This is a genomic window from Pseudomonas sp. GW821-FHT07G10 (assembly GCF_059418545.1).
This window is the reverse complement of record NZ_JBWKQB010000001.1, coordinates 282,900-302,766: the sequence shown is the minus strand read 5'-3', so window position 1 is coordinate 302,766 and position 19,867 is coordinate 282,900. Positions and strand designations below refer to the sequence as shown.

At 59.8% G+C, this 19,867-nt stretch carries 13 protein-coding genes and 2 pseudogenes; 9 read left to right on the top strand and 6 right to left on the bottom strand.

From position 1 onward, the window contains the following. Positions 1-228 precede the first annotated feature (228 nt). On the top strand, positions 229-4,182 hold the full coding sequence (gene putA, locus AC07O1_RS01420) for a trifunctional transcriptional regulator/proline dehydrogenase/L-glutamate gamma-semialdehyde dehydrogenase (RefSeq protein WP_495087702.1): 3,954 nt from the start codon (positions 229-231) through the stop codon (positions 4,180-4,182). A gap of 148 nt (positions 4,183-4,330) precedes the next feature. After that, positions 4,331-6,133 (top strand): acyl-CoA dehydrogenase, encoded by a 1,803-nt coding sequence (locus tag AC07O1_RS01415; protein ID WP_495087701.1) that lies wholly within the window; start codon positions 4,331-4,333, stop codon positions 6,131-6,133. Positions 6,134-6,305: 172 nt separating this feature from the next. On the opposite strand, the gene AC07O1_RS01410 is transcribed toward AC07O1_RS01415, so the two are convergent. From AC07O1_RS01410 to AC07O1_RS01395, 4 genes and pseudogenes are all read right to left on the bottom strand, one after another. Further along, complete coding sequence (locus AC07O1_RS01410; protein WP_495011089.1) at positions 6,306-7,037, bottom strand: methyl-accepting chemotaxis protein; 732 nt, start codon at positions 7,035-7,037, stop codon at positions 6,306-6,308. 132 nt (positions 7,038-7,169) lie between these two features. Then, positions 7,170-8,081: pseudogene (locus tag AC07O1_RS01405) on the bottom strand (HAMP domain-containing protein); the annotation flags it as partial. A gap of 273 nt (positions 8,082-8,354) precedes the next feature. Then, entirely contained in the window at positions 8,355-8,657 is a 303-nt protein-coding gene (locus tag AC07O1_RS01400) for a cell division protein ZapA (RefSeq protein ID WP_494995518.1), read from the bottom strand. Next, complete coding sequence (locus AC07O1_RS01395) at positions 8,654-8,884, bottom strand: hypothetical protein (protein ID WP_494995517.1); 231 nt, start codon at positions 8,882-8,884, stop codon at positions 8,654-8,656. Before AC07O1_RS01395 ends, AC07O1_RS01400 begins: the two co-directional genes overlap by 4 nt. 276 nt (positions 8,885-9,160) lie before the next feature. Between AC07O1_RS01395 and AC07O1_RS01390 the strand changes: the two are divergent. The 5 genes and pseudogenes from AC07O1_RS01390 to selO all read left to right on the top strand — a co-directional run. After that, positions 9,161-9,883: pseudogene (locus AC07O1_RS01390) on the top strand (MCP four helix bundle domain-containing protein); the annotation flags it as partial. 30 nt (positions 9,884-9,913) lie between these two features. After that, on the top strand, positions 9,914-10,786 hold the full coding sequence (locus tag AC07O1_RS01385) for a methyl-accepting chemotaxis protein (RefSeq protein WP_495011088.1): 873 nt from the start codon (positions 9,914-9,916) through the stop codon (positions 10,784-10,786). 151 nt (positions 10,787-10,937) lie between these two features. After that, positions 10,938-12,680: a potassium/proton antiporter gene (locus tag AC07O1_RS01380; RefSeq protein ID WP_495087700.1), complete on the top strand. Its 1,743-nt coding sequence runs from the start codon at positions 10,938-10,940 to the stop codon at positions 12,678-12,680. Between the two features lie 34 nt (positions 12,681-12,714). Beyond that, on the top strand, positions 12,715-16,062 hold the full coding sequence (gene mscK, locus AC07O1_RS01375) for a mechanosensitive channel MscK (protein ID WP_495087699.1): 3,348 nt from the start codon (positions 12,715-12,717) through the stop codon (positions 16,060-16,062). Between the two features lie 58 nt (positions 16,063-16,120). After that, positions 16,121-17,584 (top strand): protein adenylyltransferase SelO, encoded by a 1,464-nt coding sequence (gene selO / locus AC07O1_RS01370; protein WP_495087698.1) that lies wholly within the window; start codon positions 16,121-16,123, stop codon positions 17,582-17,584. 8 nt (positions 17,585-17,592) lie between these two features. Here the strand turns inward: selO and mazF are convergent, their stop codons facing one another. Beyond that, positions 17,593-17,955, bottom strand: a complete 363-nt coding sequence (gene mazF, locus AC07O1_RS01365) for a type II toxin-antitoxin system toxin MazF (RefSeq protein WP_494995513.1) — start codon at positions 17,953-17,955, stop codon at positions 17,593-17,595. After that, positions 17,955-18,224 carry a type II toxin-antitoxin system antitoxin MazE gene (gene mazE, locus AC07O1_RS01360; protein WP_495011077.1) on the bottom strand — a complete coding sequence of 90 codons (270 nt, stop codon included), beginning with the start codon at positions 18,222-18,224 and terminating at the stop codon, positions 17,955-17,957. The genes mazF and mazE overlap by 1 nt, the downstream gene beginning before the upstream one ends. Before the next feature lie 499 nt (positions 18,225-18,723). Here mazE and AC07O1_RS01355 point away from each other — a divergent pair, with 499 nt between their 5' ends. Both AC07O1_RS01355 and trxC read left to right on the top strand, forming a co-directional pair. Then, positions 18,724-19,242: an Hcp family type VI secretion system effector gene (locus AC07O1_RS01355; RefSeq protein ID WP_495087697.1), complete on the top strand. Its 519-nt coding sequence runs from the start codon at positions 18,724-18,726 to the stop codon at positions 19,240-19,242. Positions 19,243-19,427: 185 nt separating this feature from the next. Further along, the gene (gene trxC, locus AC07O1_RS01350) at positions 19,428-19,862 is read left to right on the top strand and encodes a thioredoxin TrxC (protein WP_495022894.1); all 435 of its coding nucleotides are present in this window, start codon (positions 19,428-19,430) and stop codon (positions 19,860-19,862) included. Positions 19,863-19,867 lie beyond the last annotated feature (5 nt).

Here is a 19,867-nt window from a genome sequence, read left to right as displayed (position 1 = left end):
ATTTCAGTTGGCACCTCTGTTTTTTGCTCCTTTTCGGAGCAAGAACCTGATTGCCCAGCAGCAAAAGCACCAAGCAGGCGCGGCATTTCACTGGCGAAATTTATTTCCTGACGAGCCGCCTGTTATTTCCGACAAAAAGGGTTGCACCCGGTTGCACCTAGCTCCGTGCACGGCTAATCTTGCCGCCAGCTGATGTCACGCAGTTGTGGCAAACATGAGGATAAAAATATGGCTACCACCACCCTCGGGGTCAAACTCGATGACCCTACCCGCGAACGCCTCAAAGCCGCCGCGACCTCGATTGATCGCACGCCGCACTGGCTGATCAAGCAGGCAATTTTCAATTACCTGGAAAAACTCGAGGGTGGTGCAACCCTGACCGAGCTGAATGGTTTGACTGGCAAAGACGCTGACGAGGCGGGTGATGTCCAGGCGGACCACGCCCATCAGTGCTTCCTCGAGTTCGCCGAAAGCATCCTGCCGCAATCGGTCCTGCGCGCCTCGATCACCGCCGCTTACCGCCGCCCGGAACCTGAAGTGGTCCCGATGCTGATCGAACAGGCGCGCCTGCCGGCTGCCATGGCTGAGGCCACCAACAAGCTCGCCGCCTCGATCGCCGAGAAACTGCGCAATCAGAAGAGCGCCGGTGGCCGTGCCGGCATCGTTCAGGGCCTGCTGCAAGAATTCTCCCTGTCGTCCCAGGAAGGTGTGGCGCTGATGTGCCTGGCCGAAGCCCTGCTGCGTATCCCGGACAAAGGCACCCGTGACGCGCTGATCCGCGACAAGATCAGCACTGGCAACTGGCAGCCACACCTTGGCAACAGCCCGTCGCTGTTCGTCAACGCGGCTACCTGGGGGTTGCTGCTGACCGGCAAACTGGTCGCCACCCACAATGAAGCCGGCCTGACTTCGTCCCTGAGTCGCATCATCGGCAAGAGCGGCGAACCGATGATCCGCAAAGGCGTCGACATGGCCATGCGCCTGATGGGCGAACAATTCGTCACCGGCGAAACCATCGCCGAAGCCCTGGCCAACGCCAGCCGCTTCGAAGCCAAGGGCTTCCGTTATTCCTACGACATGCTCGGTGAAGCTGCACTGACCGAACATGACGCGCAGAAATACCTCGCCTCCTACGAGCAGGCCATCCATTCGATCGGCAAGGCCTCTCACGGTCGTGGCATTTATGAAGGCCCGGGCATCTCGATCAAGCTCTCGGCCCTGCACCCGCGTTACAGCCGCGCCCAGTACGAGCGCGTGATGGACGAGTTGTACCCGCGCCTGCTGTCGCTGACCCTGCTGGCCAAGCAGTACGACATCGGCCTGAACATCGACGCCGAAGAAGCCGACCGCCTCGAGCTGTCGCTGGATCTGCTGGAGCGTCTGTGCTTCGAGCCGCAACTGACCGGCTGGAATGGCATCGGTTTCGTGATCCAGGCCTACCAGAAGCGTTGCCCGTATGTGATCGACTACGTGATCGATCTGGCTCGTCGCAGCCGTCATCGCCTGATGATCCGCCTGGTGAAAGGCGCGTACTGGGACAGTGAAATCAAGCGCGCCCAGGTTGAAGGTCTGGAAGGCTATCCGGTGTACACCCGCAAGGTGTACACCGACGTTTCCTACATTGCCTGCGCACGCAAACTGCTCTCGGTACCGGAAGTCATCTACCCGCAGTTCGCGACGCACAACGCCCATACCTTGTCGGCGATTTACCATATCGCCGGCCAGAACTATTACCCCGGCCAGTACGAGTTCCAATGCCTGCACGGAATGGGCGAACCGCTGTACGAGCAGGTTGTAGGTAAAGTCGCCGATGGCAAGCTGAACCGTCCGTGCCGCGTGTACGCCCCGGTCGGCACTCACGAAACACTGCTGGCCTACCTGGTCCGTCGCCTGCTGGAAAACGGCGCGAACACTTCGTTCGTCAACCGCATCGCCGACCAATCCATCTCGATTCAGGAGCTGGTGGCCGATCCGGTGGCCAGCATCGAGCAGATGGCGACGCTGGAAGGCGGCTTCGGCCTGCCGCACCCACGCATCCCGCTGCCGCGTGATCTGTACGGTTCTGAACGCGCCAACTCCAGTGGCATCGACCTGGCCAACGAACATCGTCTGGCGTCGTTGTCCTGCGCGCTGTTGGCCACCGCGCATAACCACTGGAAAGCCGCGCCGATGCTCGGTTGCGCATCCAGCAACGAAACTCCGGCAGTGGTGCTGAACCCGTCCGATCTGCGTGACGTGGTCGGCCATGTGCAGGAAGCGACCGTCGAAGATGTCGACAATGCCATCCAGTGCGCCCTGAACGCCGCACCCATCTGGCAGGCTACCCCGCCGGCCGAACGCGCCGCAATTCTCGAGCGTGCCGCCGACCTGATGGAAGGCGAGATCCAGCCGCTGATGGGCCTGCTGGCTCGCGAAGCCGGCAAGACCTTCGCCAACGCCATCGCCGAAGTGCGTGAAGCCGTGGACTTTCTGCGTTACTACGCGGTGCAGGCGCGCAACGACTTCACCAACGATGCCCACCGCCCACTGGGTCCGGTGGTGTGCATCAGCCCGTGGAACTTCCCGCTGGCGATCTTCAGTGGTCAAGTCGCAGCAGCCCTGGCTGCCGGTAACCCGGTGCTGGCCAAACCGGCCGAACAAACGCCGCTGGTCGCCGCTCAAGCTGTGCGTCTGATGCTTGAAGCCGGGATTCCGGAAGGCGTACTGCAACTGCTGCCGGGCCGGGGCGAAACCGTTGGCGCCCGCCTGGTCGGCGACGATCGGGTCAAAGGTGTGATGTTCACCGGCTCCACCGAAGTCGCTCGCTTGCTGCAACGCAACGTCGCCGGCCGTCTGGATGCCCAGGGCCGTCCGATCCCGCTGATCGCCGAAACCGGCGGCCAGAACGCGATGATCGTCGACTCCTCGGCACTGACCGAACAAGTGGTCATCGACGTGGTGTCCTCGGCCTTCGACAGCGCCGGTCAACGTTGCTCGGCCCTGCGCGTGCTGTGTTTGCAGGAAGATTCTGCCGACCGCGTCATCGAAATGCTCAAAGGCGCCATGGCTGAATGCCGTCTCGGCAACCCGGAACGCCTGTCCGTGGACATCGGCCCGGTGATCGACGCCGAAGCCAAGGCCGGCATCGAGAAACACATCCAGGGCATGCGCGACAAAGGTCGCAACGTGTACCAGGTAGCGATCGCCGACAGCGAGGAATGCAAGCGCGGCACCTTCGTCATGCCAACGTTGATCGAGCTGGAAAGCTTCGACGAACTGCAGCGGGAGATCTTCGGTCCGGTACTGCACGTGGTGCGTTACAAGCGTAAAGAGATCGATCAACTGATCGGGCAGATCAACGCTTCCGGCTACGGCCTGACACTGGGCGTACACACGCGCATCGACGAAACCATTGCCAAGGTGATCGACAACGTCAACGCCGGTAACGTCTACGTCAACCGCAACATCGTCGGCGCCGTGGTCGGTGTGCAACCGTTCGGTGGTGAAGGCCTGTCGGGCACCGGCCCTAAAGCCGGTGGTCCGCTGTACCTGTACCGCTTGCTGTCGACTCGTCCTACCGACGCGATCGAACAGTCCTTCGTTCGTGGTGACGCACTCAGCACTCCGGATGTTCGTCTGCGCGACGCCATGAGCAAACCGCTGACGGCCCTGCAAACCTGGGCCAACAGCAACCAGCAAGCAGAGCTGGGCAGCATCTGCACCCAGTTCGCCGCCCAGTCGCAAAGCGGCATCACCCGCCTGCTGAACGGCCCGACCGGCGAGCGCAACAGTTACGCCATCCTGCCGCGCGAGCACGTGCTGTGCCTGGCGCAAGTCGAAGCCGACCTGCTCACCCAACTGGCTGCGGTATTGGCGGTGGGCAGTTCGGCGGTATGGCCGGAAACCGAACTGAGCAAGGCGCTCTACATTCGCCTGCCGAAAGACGTGCAAGCGCGCATCCAGCTGGTGGCTGACTGGAGCAAGGACGAAGTGGTCCTCGATACAGTCCTGCATCACGGCGACTCCGACCAACTGCGCGCGGTGTGCCAGCAAGTGGCCAAACGTGCCGGTGCTATCGTCGGGGTTCAAGGCCTGTCCCAAGGCGAAACCAACATTGCGCTGGAGCGCCTGGTGATCGAGCGTGCACTGAGCGTCAACACTGCGGCGGCGGGTGGTAACGCCAGTTTGATGACTATCGGCTGACACTCCCCCGGTGATCGTTCCCACGCTCCCGCGTGGGAACGATCATGCCTCCTCTGTGTTTTTCCCCTCCATCACCCGCATCAATCTTGCTATTCACCGCCCATTCACCCGCCTAGACTCGGCCTATTCCAAAAAAAGGTAGGCCGCCATGTCCGAGACGTTGCTCAGTTCCCGCAATCTGGCTTTCGAGCTGTACGAAGTCCTCGATGCCGAGGGCCTGACTCAGCGTGAGCGGTTCGCCGAGCACAATCGTGAGACCTTCGATGCCGCCATCGGCACGGCACGAAGCATTGCCGAGAAGTTCTTTGCTCCGCACAACCGCAAGGGCGATGAGAACGAACCGCGCTATGAAGACGGCAAGGCGATATTGATTCCAGAGGTAAAACCGGCGGTCGATGCCTTCCTCGAAGCCGGCTTCCTCAACGCCGCGCGCAGTTTCGAGGCCGGCGGCATGCAGTTGCCAACTCTGCTTTCGCAAGCTTGTTTCGCACATTTCCAATCGGCCAACGCAGCGTCGACCTCCTACCCGTTCCTGACCATGGGCGCGGCGAACCTGATCGAAAGTTTCGGCACCGATGAGCAGAAGCAACGCTTCCTGCAACCGATGATCGACGGGCGTTTCTTCGGCACCATGGCATTGACCGAGCCCCATGCAGGCTCGTCGTTGTCGGACATCCGTACTCGCGCCGAACCCGCAGCCGATGGCACTTACCGGCTCAAGGGCAACAAGATTTTCATCTCCGGCGGCGATCATTCGTTATCGGAAAACATCGTGCACATGGTGCTGGCCAGGCTGCCGGATGCGCCGACGGGGGTAAAGGGCATTTCGCTGTTCATCGTGCCCAAATTCCTGGTCAACGATGACGGCAGCCTAGGCCAGCGCAACGACGTACTGCTCGCCGGTCTGTTTCACAAGATGGGTTGGCGTGGCACCACCTCCACCGCGCTGAACTTCGGCGATAACGGTGAGTGTGCTGGCTATCTGGTAGGCAAGCCGCACCACGGCCTGAGCTACATGTTCCAGATGATGAACGAAGCACGGATTGGCGTCGGCATGGGCGCGGTGATGCTCGGTTATGCCGGTTATCTCTACTCGCTGGAGTACGCTCGCGAGCGCCCGCAAGGTCGCCTGCCGGACAGCAAGGATCCGAATACAGCACCGGTCTCGATCATTCAGCACGCCGATGTCAAACGCATGCTGCTGACCCAGAAAGCCTATGTCGAAGGCGCTTTCGACCTTGGCTTGTATGCAGCGCGCCTGTTTGACGACACCACGACCCTTGAGACCGAAGCCGAACGCAAACAGGCCCACGAGCTGCTGGACCTGCTGACCCCGATCGTCAAATCCTGGCCGTCGGAGTTTTGCCTGAAGGCCAACGAATTGGCGATCCAGACCCTCGGTGGCCACGGCTACACCCGCGAGTACCCGGTGGAACAGTACTACCGCGACAACCGCCTGAACCCGATCCACGAAGGCACCCACGGTATCCAGTCGCTGGACCTGCTGGGGCGCAAACTGGCGCAGAACGGCGGCGCCGGGCTCAAGCAGCTGATTCGCCTGATCGCCGACACCGCCGAGCGAGCCCGGACCTATGGATCCCTGGACGCCCTGCGTCAGCCCCTCGAGAAGCTGGTTGCCCGCTTGCAAAGCGTGACCATCGGCCTGCTGACTGATTTGGGCCAAGGCAAGGTCAACAGCAGCCTGGCCAACTCGGCGCTGTACCTCAAAGCCTTCGGCCACACCGTGATCGGCTGGCGCTGGCTGGAACAGGCGATCCGCGCGGAGCAAGGATTGGCTCAGGGCAATGCGACGGATATCAGCTTCTATAAAGGCAAGCTGCAGGCTGCGCGGTACTTCCTGACCTGGGAAGTACCGGGCTGCCATCATGAACTAGCCATTCTTGACGCGCGGGATGATACGTGCCTGACGATGCGGGATGAGTGGTTCTAAGCAGGCGCCCGATCGCTCCCACGCTCTGCGTGGGAATGCAGCCAGTGACGCTATGCGTCACAGCCATGGAGCTGGACGCGGAGTGTCCGGGGAGGCGTTCCCACGCTCTGGACTGCACCCCATCGGTTATGTCTAACCTTTGGGGTGCAGTCCAGAGCGTGGGAACGATCAACTACCGTAACCGAAACCCGCCCATCTGCCGCGCCAGGTCATCGGCCAGGCGCTGCAGTGTCTGGCAATCCTCGCGACATGCACGCACTTCACTTGCCGTGGCGCGGGCCAGATCCGAGATACCTTGCACGTTGCGGTTGATCTCTTCGGTCACCGCCGACTGCTCTTCGGTGGCGGTCGCCACTTGGTGGTTCATGTCGCTGATGCGCTCCACCTGGCCGGTAATCGCCGTCAGCGAGGCCCCGGTGCGCTGGCTGGATTCGACGCCAGTCCCCGTCGCCGCTTGCCCGGAATGCATCGACGACACCGCATTTTCCGCGCCCTGTTTGAGGCGTTGAATCATCTGCCGGATTTCGTCGGTGGACGACTGGGTTCTACGCGCCAGAGTCCGCACTTCATCGGCGACCACCGCAAACCCGCGCCCCATATCCCCTGCTCGCGCTGCTTCAATCGCTGCGTTCAAGGCCAGTAGATTGGTCTGCTCGGAGATCCCGCGAATGACCGCCAACACCTGATCGATGGACGCCACCTGCGTCGCCAACTCGCCCACCGCACCGGCGGCGATCCCGATCTCATCAGACATGCTTTCGATATGGCGGATCGAACCACCGACCACTTCCCGTGCCTGCAAGGCTTCATCGCGAGCGGTTTGCGAGGCGACCGCGGCATTACCAGCGTTTTGCGCAATTTCCTGCACGGTCAGGCCCATCTCATGCACGGCGGTAGCAACCATATCGGTCATTTCCTGCTGCCGACCGGAGCGTTCGGCGGTGTTGTCCACCACCAGCGCGACCTCCCCGACCGCTGTGCGCAGTCGCTCACTGGTGGCCAGCACTTCACCGATCATTTCGCGCTGACTGTCGAGAAAACGATTGAAGCCGCGCGCCAGATCACCCAGCTCATCGGCTCGAGAGGAATCTAACCTGTGAGTCAAATCGCCACCACCGCTACCAATCGCCACCAATGCCGCTGTTACCTGACGGATCGGGCGCACCAGCCCGCGGGCCAGCAACACCACCAATAACAGGCAGACCAGGGCCACACACAAGCCAATGGCGCTGGTCATCCACATCGCCTGTCTGGCCTGGGCGTAGATCTGCGATTGCGGCACTTCGGCCACCAGGGTCCAGCCCAAGTCCCGCAGAGGCAGGCTCAAGGCCAGGAAGTCTTCACCATCACGGATAAAAACGCTGCTGGTCAGCCCTTGATGCCCCATCACCGCCTGTGCCGCCGGGCTGCCGATCTGCTCGGCCAACTGACGTTTTCCGCTGAATTGCGCTTCTGGATGCACCTGAATCAAACCGTCGGAACGCACCAGATAGACCTTGCCGCGCTCACCGAAGCTAAAGTTGTGAATCAATTCAGAGAGCTCGCGCATGCTCAGGCCCAGCCCGGCGACGCCCACGACTTTGCCGGCCGTCTCGACCTTGAGGTCGATAAACAGCGCCAGTTCACCGGTGCGGGTGTCATTGTCGATATTCAGGGTGCGCGGCTGATTGCTGTCCAGAAAGGCATAGAACCAGGCATCGGTCGGACTGGATCGGCTCAGGGTCCGATCAAGACCTTTTTCGGTGTAGTAGTGGCCTGAAGCAGAACCCGCGATCAGCGCAGTAAAGGCTTTGTGCTCGGCGCGAATACCTTCCAGATAGCTGACGAAGCTGTTGGTCCGGGCTCCGTTTTCGCCCCCGGCCAGCCATTCGCGCACCATGCTGTTGCTGGCGATGTCTTTGGCCGCGGTCAGTGGCTGGACCAGAAGCCGTTCGATGTCGTTGCGCATCGCTTCGATGCTGGAGGGCAGCGCCTTCTCCACCAGATAGCTCTGGGCCAGGCGGTTGACCACCAGGGTATAAATGCCAACCACGATCAGAATACTGACCAGCAGGGCGGTGCCCATACTCAGGATCAACTGCCATTGAATACTGCGTCGCCAGAACTGCATGGAGCACCCCCAAAGAATAAGAGGCTGAAACACTGCAACAGCCATGCCGATTGTATACAAACCACAAAACAGTTTGTCCGACAGTTTATTCCTTGGTTGTGCTCAACCCGATCAGGCCTGGCCGATCGTCCGTGAAATCACTTCAACCGTGGCGCTGACTTGCTCTTGGTAACGGTCGAGTTCCTGCTTGTGCCGTTTCTGCATGTCGATCTGCTGCGAGCACAGATTCATCGCCGCCAGCACCAGCAATTTGTCTCCAATCAGAGTCGGGTATTTTTTCTTGGTGCTGGCCAAAGCGGCCTTCAGCATTAAAGCAGCGTCCAGCAGGGTCTGCTCTTCCCCGGCCGGAGCCTTGATTGAATAGTCCTCCCCGAGAATCGAGATGACTTTTATCCCGTCGGCGCCGTTTCTCATGCGTTGACAGGACCCGCGCTGACGCGCTCAACCAGGGCTTGAATGCGTGCCACGGTGGCGCCCTGCTTTTCTTCCTGCTCCATCAGGCTCAGTTGCAGACTTTCGTTTTCATCCTTGGCCTGGGCCAGTTCCGCACTGAGTTTTTTGTTCGTGCCGAGCAGCTCCTGGTTCTGTTGTACCAGTTCGCTGACCAGTTGTTCCAATTGGCTTAGGGATGCTTCCAACATTTTGATTTCTCAGGCATTTTCAAAGGGCGCGTACGATAAAGAAAAGTCATCACGGATGCCAGGGTTATCCGGGCCGGACGCCTTGATTTTCCTGGCGACGACCTTGCTTGCGAGCTTTAAAGACTGCGATTCATCCATCTGGTTCCTGGCGTTTCGTAATAGCGCCTCGCCTGCGGCAAAAATACGCAGGCGCTCAAGACTTTAGTCTTATGACCGATAAGTCACAGATATCCAGTCTTGGCACCTCGCGCGAATGCGCTTTATTCGGTAAACACCATGTCCCTTCGTAATTTGAATATCGCTCCGCGAGCGTTCCTCGGCTTTGCCTTGATCGGCAGTCTGATGTTGATTCTGGGGGTGTTCGCCTTGAACCAGATGAGCAAGATCCGCGCAGCCGCTGAAGACATCACTCTCAACAATATGCCGAGCATCAAAAGCCTCGACGAGTTCACCCAACTGAGCCTGCGTCAGCGAGTGCTGTCCTATCGTTTGCTGGTCAACCGCGAACCGGATATCCAGCAAAAGACCATGGAGTTGCTCGACACCCGTAACCAGCAGATCCGTGTCGCCCAATCCGTCTATGAAAAGCTCATCAGCAGCCCGCAGGAACGCGCGGCCTACGACCAGTACATGCAGTTGCTGGGGCAATACCGCCAGATTGAAGACCGGATGAAGACGCTTTCGCGTAATAACCAGGTCGACGAACTGCGCACGTTGCTGAACACCGAATTGCTGACCAACTCCGAAGCGATTAACACCGTGCTAAACCGCCTGCTCGAAATCAACACCCAACAGACCGTCAACACCAATCAGCAGGCCACCGATCAATACTCCTCCGCCTTCAATCTGGTGGTGACATTGCTGGTCATCGCTACCGGCTTGACCTTGCTGTTTGCCTGGTTACTGACCAACAGCATCACCCAACCGATTGCCAAGGCCCTGACCGCCGCCGAAGAAATCGCCGAAGGCAACCTGACCCGCCCCATCAAGGTCGACGGCAGCGACGAAGCGGGTCGCCTGTTGCTGGCCATGTCGAAAATGCAGGAAAAACTGCGTGACACCCTGCAACGGATTTCCGGTTCGGCCACACAACTTGCCTCAGCGGCAGAAGAGCTGAACAGCGTCACCGACGAAAGCGCCCGTGGCCTGACCCAGCAGAACAATGAAATCGAACAGGCCGCCACCGCCGTCAATGAAATGACCAGCGCCGTGGAAGAAGTTGCGCGTAATGCGGTGAGCACTTCCGAAGCCTCGCAAAACGCCACCACCTCTGCCGGTGACGGCCGTGATCTGGTGCAGGAAACTGTCAGCGCCATCGAACGCATGAGCGCCGACGTGCAGAGCACTGCCAACCTGATCGGTAACCTGGCGGAAGAATCGCGGGACATCGGCAAAGTGCTGGACGTAATTCGCGGCCTCGCCGACCAGACCAATTTGCTTGCGCTGAACGCCGCGATTGAAGCCGCACGCGCCGGTGAGGCCGGTCGTGGTTTTGCCGTAGTGGCGGATGAAGTTCGTGCCCTGGCGCACCGCACCCAGCAGTCCACCAGCGAAATCGAACGCATGATCGGCAGCATCCAGAGCGGTACCGAACACGCCGTCAATTCGATGCGCAACAGTACCGAGCGCGCCGAATCGACGCTAAACATCGCCAAGGGCGCCGGCCTGTCGCTGGACACCATCAACAGCGCCATCGCCGAGATCAACGAACGTAACCTGGTCATCGCCAGTGCCGCCGAAGAACAGGCGCAGGTCGCCCGTGAAGTCGACCGCAACCTGGTGAACATTCGCGACTTGTCTGTGCAATCAGCCACCGGTGCCAATCAGACCAGTGCTGCGAGCAATGAGCTGTCGCGCCTGGCACTGGACCTGAACAACATGGTTGGGCGGTTTAGCCTCTGAGTAGGCGATCGCACCCACGCAGAGCGTGGGATCGATCGTCGTCTCGCGTCAAAAGCTTTTTTGACAGCATCACATTTCAACAGGTTAGAATCGTGGCACGCAGACTGCATGGTCAGTTTGCGCCCGCCTGCCTGCTTCTGGAGTACTGCCTTTGAATGCGACGACCATCAACAGCCTGTTCTTGATCGGCGCGTTGCTGGTAGGTGCGAGCATACTGGTGAGCTCCCTTTCGTCCCGCCTCGGCATCCCGATTCTGGTGATCATCCTGGCTGTGGGCATGACCGCCGGCGTCGACGGCGGCGGCATCATCTTCGATAACTACCCAACGGCTTATCTGGTCGGCAACCTCGCGCTGGCCGTGATCCTGCTCGACGGCGGGTTGCGCACCCGGGTCGCGAGTTTCCGCGTAGCGCTATGGCCGGCGCTGTCGCTGGCCACGATCGGGGTACTGATCACCACCGGGCTGACCGGCATGGCCGCCGCCTGGCTGTTCAACCTGAACCTGATCCAGGGCCTGCTGATCGGCGCCATCGTCGGCTCCACCGATGCCGCGGCGGTGTTCTCGCTGCTGGGCGGCAAAGGCTTGAACGAACGGGTGACCGCCAGCCTGGAAATCGAATCTGGCAGCAACGACCCGATGGCGGTGTTTCTCACCGTTACCCTGATCGACATGCTCGCCAGCGGCGAAACCGGTCTGCACTGGAGCCTGCTGGGGCACCTGATCAGTGAGTTCGGTATCGGCGCCATCATCGGTCTGGGCGGTGGCTGGCTGATGCTGCAAATGGTCAATCGAATCCACCTGGCCGCCGGCCTGTATCCGATTCTGGTGATCGCCGGCGGTCTGGTGGTGTTCGCCCTGACCAACGCCCTGCACGGCAGCGGCTTCCTCGCGGTGTACCTGTGCGGTCTGGCGATCGGCAACCGCCCGGTACGCAGCCGCCACGGCATCCTGCACATGCTCGACGGCATGGCCTGGCTGGCGCAAATCGGCATGTTCCTGGTGCTGGGGCTGCTGGTGACACCCCACGACTTGCTACCCATTGCCCTACCCGCCCTCGGTCTGGCGCTGTGGATGATTCTGTTTGCGCGGCCGCTGTCGGTGATAGTCGGCTTGCTACCGTTCAAGGCTTTCCATGGACGCGAGAAGGCCTTTATCTCTTGGGTTGGTTTGCGCGGCGCGGTCCCGATCATTCTGGCGGTGTTCCCGTTGATGGCCGGCCTGCCTAACGCCCAGCTGTACTTCAATCTCGCGTTCTTCATCGTGCTGGTATCGCTGCTGGTGCAAGGCACCAGCCTGCCGTGGGTCGCCAAACTGTTGAAGGTGATGGTTCCACCAGAACCCGCGCCGATCTCCCGGGCCGCCCTCGAAGTGCACGTCACCAGTGAGTGGGAACTGTTCGTGTACCGTCTTGGCGCAGAGAAATGGTGCATCGGCGCCGCTCTTCGCGAGCTGAAAATGCCCGAAGGCACACGTATCGCAGCGCTGTTTCGCGGTCAGCAACTGCTCCATCCGTCGGGTAGTACGGTGCTCGAAGTCGGTGATTTGCTCTGCGTTATCGGCCATGAACACAACCTGCCGGCGCTCGGAAAACTCTTCAGTCAGGCACCGCAACGCGGCCTCGATTTGCGCTTCTTCGGTGACTTCGTTCTGGAAGGCGACGCCCAACTGGGGGCGGTTTCAGCGCTGTACGGACTGCAACTCGAAGGGGTCGATCCAGACATGCCACTGAGCCGCTTCATTACCCAGAAAGTGGGCGGTGCGCCGGTAGTCGGCGACCAGGTGGAGTGGAACAACACCATCTGGACCGTTGCCGTCATGGACGGGAACAAGATTGCCAAAGTGGGCGTCAGATTCCCCGAAGGAAGTCGCCCGGGACCCGGACTCTTCCTCTAAACTGCCCACTTTCAATCCAGCTCGACCGGTATCTATGTCAACCCTGCGCACGTGTTTCGCCATTATCTTGCTTGGGCTCAGCCTTTCCGTCGGCGCGCTGCAAGCGGCTGATCTACCCACCAGTGAGTCGGTCCAGCATAGCCTGGACAAGATTGCTGATCGCAAGCTACCCGAGGCTGACCAAAAGGCCCTGCAAACGATTCTGCAGCAGACGTTGACCCAACTGGTCAACCTGCAGGATTACGAGCAGAAACTGGCCGACCTCAAGCAGCAACTGAATACGGCGCCACGCCAGACCGCCGAAAACCAACGCGAACTGGTACGTCTCAAGGCCACCAAGGTGGTACCTGCGGCACAGCGTTATGCCAACCTGCCAGTCCCGCAGCTCGAGCAGTTGTTGACCGAACGCAGCAATCAGCAGGGCGAATTGCAGAAAACCCTGGCCGACGCCAACAGCCTGATCATCACTGCACAGACCCGGCCGGAACGGGCTCAGGCCGAGATCAGCAACAGCCAGACGCGCATCCTGCAAATCAACGGCATCCTGAAACTCGGCAAGGATGGCAGCAAGCTACTGAGCGCCGATCAACGCAATCAACTCAACGCCGAACTGGCCGCGCTCAACGGGCTGATCCCGTTACGCCGTCAGGAACTGGCCGGCAACAGCCAACTGCAAGACCTGGGCAACAGTCAGCACGACTTGCTGATGGAAAAAACCGCGCGCATGGAGCAGGAAATCCAGGATCTGCAAACCCTGATCAACCAGAAGCGCCTGGCCCAGTCCCAGGAGACGGTGACCCAACAGTCGATCGAAGCGCAAAAATCAGGCAGCAGCAGTCTGCTCGCCACCGAAAGCGCGACCAACCTGAAACTGTCCGACTACCTGCTCAAAAGCACCGACCGCCTCAACGAAGTGACCCAGCAGAACCTGCAAACCAAGCAGCAACTCGACAGCGTGACCCAGAGCGATGCGGCCCTGGACGAGCAGATCAACGTGCTCAGGGGCAGCCTGCTGCTTTCCAAGATTCTCTACAAACAAAAACAGGCCCTGCCGCGCCTCAAGCTCGACCGCAATCTGGCTGACCAGATCGCCGACATACGCTTGTACCAATTCGAAGTCAGCCAACAACGAGAGCTGCTCGGCAACCCGAGCAGCTACGTCGACACGCTGCTGGCGACTCAACCGCCGGAGCAAGTCACACCACAGCTGCGCAAGAACCTGCTCGATCTGGCGATCACCCGCGCCGATCTGCTGGAACGGCTGAGCCGTGAACTGAGCGCCGTGCTCAACGAGTCCATCACCCTGCAACTGAATCAGAAACAGCTGCTCAGCACCGCGCAAAATCTGCGCGCGACCCTTGACGAACAGATGTTCTGGATTCCCAGCAACAAGCCACTGGACCTCGAATGGATGCGAGCCGTGCCTGATCGCCTGGATAAACAGATCACCACGCTGCCATGGGCTTCAAGCCTGAGCGAGCTGGCCGACGGCCTGACCCAACGCCCGCTGCTGTTCCTGCCGCTGGCGTTACTGATCGGTGCCTTGCTGTGGAGACGCAAGTACCTCTATGCCCGGCTGATCAAGGTTCACCGGGACATCGGCCATTTCAAACGCGACAGCCAGTGGCATACGCCCCAGGCGATTCTGATCAACATCTTGCTGGCGATGCCGGTATCGCTGGCCCTGGCCCTGTGCGGCCTCGCACTGCAGATCGACGCCCGCGGGCAAAACGCCAACCTCGGCGCCGCTCTGCTGCAGATCGCACAGGCGTGGCTGGTGTTCTACACCGCGTACCGGATCCTGGCGCCGGGTGGCGTGGCGGAACTGCATTTCCGCTGGGAAAAACCTCAGGTGGAATTCCTTCGCGGCTGGATCCGCCGTCTTGGGCTGGTCGTACTGGCGCTGGTGGCCGTGGTGGCGGTTGCCGAATTGCAACCGGCATCCCTGGCGGATGACGTTATCGGCATCGCCGTGGTGCTGACCTGCTATGCCTTGATGGCCTGGTTGCTCAGCCGCCTGCTGCTCAACAGCCCGACACATAACAGCGCCTCACTGATTCGCAAAGCCGTCGGCATACTGTTTACCGTGCTGCCCATCGCCTTGTTCATTGCTGTGTGTTTTGGCTACTTCTACACCGCACTGAAACTCAGCGACCGGTTGATCAACACCCTGTACCTGCTGATGTTCTGGCTGGTGATCGAGGCCACCTTCGTGCGCGGCCTGGCCGTCGCGGCGCGGCGTCTGGCCTACCAGCGGGCCCTGACCAAACGCCAGGCGGCCAAGGAAGCCGGCGACGGCGAAGCGATCGTCGAAGAGCCAACACTGGACATCGAGAAAGTCAACGAACAGTCCCTGCGACTGATCCGCCTGGCCTTGCTCGGCGGGTTCATCGCTGCACTGTACTGGGTCTGGAAGGACCTGATCACGGTGTTCTCGTACCTGGACAACATCACCCTGTACGAATACACCAGCGGTACCGGCGCCAACATGAGCATGGTGCCGATCAGCATCGGCGACATGCTTGGCGCATTGATCATCATCGGCATCACTCTGGCGCTGGCGCGAAACCTGCCAGGCTTGCTGGAAGTACTGGTGCTGTCCAAGCTCGACCTGGCCCAGGGTAGCGCTTACGCCACAACCACCCTGCTGACCTACGTGATTGCCGGTGTGGGTTTTGTTTCGACCCTGTCGACCCTCGGCGTGAGCTGGGACAAACTGCAATGGCTGGTAGCGGCGCTCTCGGTGGGTCTGGGTTTCGGCATGCAGGAGATCTTCGCCAACTTCATCTCCGGGATCATGATCCTGTTCGAGCGCCCGGTCCGGATCGGCGACACGATCACCATCGGCAACCTGTCGGGCACGGTGAGCAAAATCCGTATCCGTGCCACCACCATCACCGACTTCGACCGCAAGGACATCATTGTCCCGAACAAGACGTTCATCACCGGGCAACTGATCAACTGGTCGCTGACCGACACCGTGACCCGGGTGACCCTCAAGCTGGGCGTCGGCTATGATTCGGATCTGGAGCTGGTGCGAACCCTGCTGCTCAGAGCCGCCATGGAAAACCCGCGCGTGCTGAAGGACCCTTCGCCCTCGGTGTTCTTCCTGAACTTCGGTGAAAGCACCCTGGATCACGAACTGCGTATTCATGTGCGTGACCTTGGCGACCGTAACCCGGCACTCGATGAAATCAACCGGTTCATCAACAGCGAGTTCAAGAAGCACAACATCAACATCGCTTTCCGTCAGGTGGATGTGCACCTGAAAAACCTGACAGGCCAGGAACAGATATTACTGGCCACCGATGCTGTCAAACCCGCCACGCCTCCCGATAAAGGCAAGACTTCACCTGAGCCACCATCGGCGCGTCTCGACTGACTGGACGCCACGCGCCAATCCCCAGCAGAATACCTGGACATTCTGCTGGAGATGGCCGTTGAAAGCCCTCGACGAACTGACCTTCGACAATCGCTTTGCCCGCCTGGGCGACGCGTTCTCAACCGATGTGCTGCCCGAGCCTATCGACAATCCGCGACTGGTGGTCGCCAGCCCGGCAGCCATGGCGTTGCTCGACCTCGACCCGGCGGTAGCCGAGACGCCGGTGTTCGCCGAGCTGTTCAGCGGCCACAAGCTCTGGGCCGAAGCCGAGCCACGGGCGATGGTATATTCCGGGCATCAGTTCGGCTCCTACAACCCACAACTGGGAGACGGTCGCGGGCTGCTGTTGGGCGAGGTCTACAACGACGCCGGCGAGCATTGGGACCTGCACCTCAAGGGCGCCGGGCAAACGCCGTATTCGCGCATGGGCGATGGTCGGGCGGTGCTGCGTTCATCGATCCGCGAGTTTCTGGCCTCTGAAGCGCTGCATGCCCTGGGTATTCCCACTACCCGCGCGCTGTGTGTGATTGGCTCAAATACGCCCGTCTGGCGCGAGAAGCAGGAACGCGGGGCGATGGTGCTACGCCTGGCGCCAAGTCACGTGCGCTTTGGGCATTTCGAGTACTTTTACTACACCAAAAAACCCGAGCAGCAGAAGCAGCTCGGCGAGCATGTGTTGGCGATGCATTTTCCTGAGTGCCTGGAGCAACCCGAGCCGTACCTGGCGATGTTCCGCGAGATCGTCGAGCGCAATGCCGAGCTGATCGCCAAATGGCAGGCCTATGGCTTCTGCCACGGCGTGATGAACACCGACAACATGTCGATCCTCGGGATCACCTTCGACTTCGGCCCTTTTGCCTTCCTCGATGACTTCGACGCCCACTTCATCTGCAACCATTCCGATGATCAGGGCCGCTACTCCTTCAGTAATCAGGTGCCTATCGGCCAATGGAACCTCAGCGCGCTGGCGCAAGCCCTGACGCCGTTCATCAGCGTCGAGGCCCTGCGCGAAACCCTTGGCCTGTACTTTCCGCTGTACCAGGCCCACTACCTGGACCTGATGCGCCGCCGTCTCGGATTGACCAGCGCCGAAGACGACGATCAGAAGCTCGTCGAAGGTTTGCTGCAATTGATGCAAAACAGCGGCATCGACTACAACCTGTTCTTCCGTCGACTGGGTAATGAGACCGCCGAACAGGCCGTCGCCCGCCTGCGTGACGACTTCATCGATCTCAAAGGTTTCGACGCCTGGGCCGAGCGCTATACAGCCCGCGTCGCCCGTGAAGGTGCCGATGATCAAGAGCAGCGCCGCAGCCGCATGCACGCGGTCAACCCGCTCTACATCCTGCGCAACTATCTGGCGCAAAAAGCTATCGAAGCGGCTGAAAGCGGTAATTACGACGAGGTGCGGCGTCTACATACAGTGCTGAGCAACCCGTTCGAAGAACAACCGGGAATGGAAAACTATGCGGAGCGCCCGCCCGAGTGGGGCAAGCATCTGGAGATCAGTTGTTCGTCGTGAGAATGGATTCAGTCTTGAGGATCAATTGCACTGACAACTCGCGAAACGATGTCCATCATCGTCACATCGTCGAGACGTTCGATAAACTTGGCAGAACCCTCTCGGACTCGTTGTTCGATATCAAAACTGCGCACCTGATTACACACCACGACGCCATTGGTTTCGTGCCCGGTGACAACCACCGCCAAACCTGAGTTTCGGCTGAAGCTACCGCCACTGGTCACCGGAACAGTCATACTCACACCCAAGGCATTGATCTCTCGCGGTGTTATCACAACAAAACGGTGGCGATTCATCATTTCTCGACCTGCCACCGGGTTCGGATCAATCCAGTAAACATCGCCTCGCTGCGGGGCCTGTCGACGAACCATCAGCCCAACTCCCGGCCAACCGGGTCGCCTTCACGAGCCCAGGCTGTTTCAGCGTTGAGCTCGGCGATTTCATCGGAACCCTCTAGCAGTTGAGCCAAGGTATAGCGCTTGCGCACTGGCTGTAAGACTGGCCGAGCGATCAACTCACCATCGACTACATTCAGCTCCAATTGCGCCCCCACCTCCAGATGCAGCAATTTCAATAAAGTCGGCGGGATGGTCATCACCGCAGCACCGCCTTGTCGGCGGATTTTGGAAGTCACGGACATAAGTGGACTCCGATCCAAAATAAGGTTGATATCGACGTCTCGATAAGTGCAACAAAAGTAGCACGCAGATGGGAGCAAAGCGAATTCCTCACTCAGTCACTTGAAAGTATTGAACGCTGTTCCCAGCCTAGATCCAGGTCGTAAACAGCCAACCTCAAATATGTGAACGCATATGACCGCAAGGCAAAGCGGCGCTCTGCCATGATGCGCAACTTTTTGCGCAAAAGCCTGTGCATAACTCTGTTGATATCTCCTCGTGAACCTTGCAGCAAAAGGCTCTTGACCCGCTGCGCAGGAATTTGCGCGGTGGTGCGCAAGTTCCTGCGCAACTTTCTTCGTTAATCGTTGAATAAAGCTCGAAGAGCATCACAGAAAATATTTATCTTATTGATTTATATAAATTATTTTTTAGTGGCATGGAGCTTGATAACTGTCAGGCGCCCACCGGGCGTTTTCGCCTCCCGGGGCCCCCTCAGTTATTCAAGCAAGGAGAGCATCCATGGCTACACCCGCGTACATGTCCATCACTGGTGAGAAACAAGGGCTGATCACCGCTGGCGCGTTCACCGCAGACTCCGTTGGCAACACTTATCAGGAAGGCCACGAAGACCAGGTGATGGTTCAGGGCTTCAGCCACGAAGTGATCATCCCGCGTGATCCACAGTCCGGCCAACCCACTGGTCAGCGCGTTCACAAGCCGGTATGCATCACCAAAGTCTTCGACAAGGCTTCGCCGCTGCTGCTGGCTGCGCTGACTTCGGGCGAGCGCCTGAGCGAGATCACTATCCACTGGTACCGCACTTCCGCTGCCGGCACCCAGGAGCACTACTACACCACCAAACTGGAAGACGCGATCATCGTCGACATCAAAGACTACATGCACAACTGCCAGGATCCGAACATGTCGCACTTCACCCACCTGGAAGACGTGCACTTCACTTACCGCAAAATCACCTGGACCCACGAAGTCTCTGGCACTTCCGGTTCCGATGACTGGCGTAGTCCGGTCGCTGGCTAGTCTGGCCGACCGTCGCACCGCATCGGCCAGCTCTGCTGGTCGATGTTGTTTGCAGCGCTCAACAGTTCAGAACCTCTGCATCCGGGCCAGGTCTGTTTCCTGCGCCCCCCTGACCGCCCGCGCCTTGATAATTCCTGCCTGCGACTCCAGATAAGCGTCATTGCCTATTCTCCCGGAGCCCGCTCATGTCCGATCCACTGCTGATCCCCTGCCCCCACTGTAACGGTCTCAACCGCATTCCCGCCGAACGCCTGAACGACAAACCCAAATGCGGTCGTTGCAAAGCCGAGGTATTGCTCCACAAGCCGTTCGAGTTGAAACAGGGCGATTACGCCAGTCAGATCAAAGGCGACTTGCCGTTGCTGGTGGATGTGTGGGCAGACTGGTGCGGGCCGTGCAAGTCGTTTGCGCCAGTGTTTGAACAGGCCGCAGGGCAGTTGGCGGGCAAGTGTCGCCTGGCCAAGCTGGACAGTGAGGCCAATCAGCAGTTGTCAGCGCAGTTGGGCATTCGCTCGATTCCCAGCCTGATCCTGTTCAAGAATGGCCAGGAAGTGGCGCGCCAGAGCGGGGCCTTCCCGTTGCAGCAGTTACTGGACTGGTTGCGCAGTCAGGGCATCTGACTGCT